The sequence below is a fragment of the Xanthomonas pisi DSM 18956 genome (assembly GCF_001010415.1).
Lineage (GTDB): Bacteria > Pseudomonadota > Gammaproteobacteria > Xanthomonadales > Xanthomonadaceae > Xanthomonas > Xanthomonas pisi.
Genome location: NZ_JPLE01000296.1, coordinates 1 through 356, shown reverse-complemented (window position 1 = coordinate 356; position 356 = coordinate 1). Strand labels below are relative to the sequence as shown.

The window sequence follows — 356 nt, the reverse complement described above, 5'->3', positions numbered from 1 at the left end:
CCGCAAGGTGCACCAGTTACTCCAGTACTTAGCGGTAGCGGAGCGGAAGCACCAAAGGGCAGCTATGCACCAGTACAAGGCCAATCGCGCCAAACGGTGCAATACAGGCAATTGCAAGAAGCCATTGCAGGATACCTGAACGTACCAGTTGAGCAGTTGATGCAGGGACAAGTCAACAAAGGTGATATTGACTTTGCTCAAACTTACCTTAAGCTTGGAACGCAAAGGGATTATATTAAAAATATGCAGCTGGCTTCAACTCCAGGTGTAAGACCGAACATTCAAGCCGAAGCGATGAAAAACGCTCGTCTTGCTGCATTCCAACTTGAAGCATTCCAGAAATATGGCGGCGACCT

The 356-nt window shown here is 48.3% G+C and carries 1 protein-coding gene; it reads left to right on the top strand.

Annotated features, from left to right (window positions below):
- Positions 1–356, top strand: a 356-nt coding sequence (locus Y887_RS20850; protein WP_162199185.1) for a hypothetical protein, incomplete at both ends; no start/stop codon positions are given.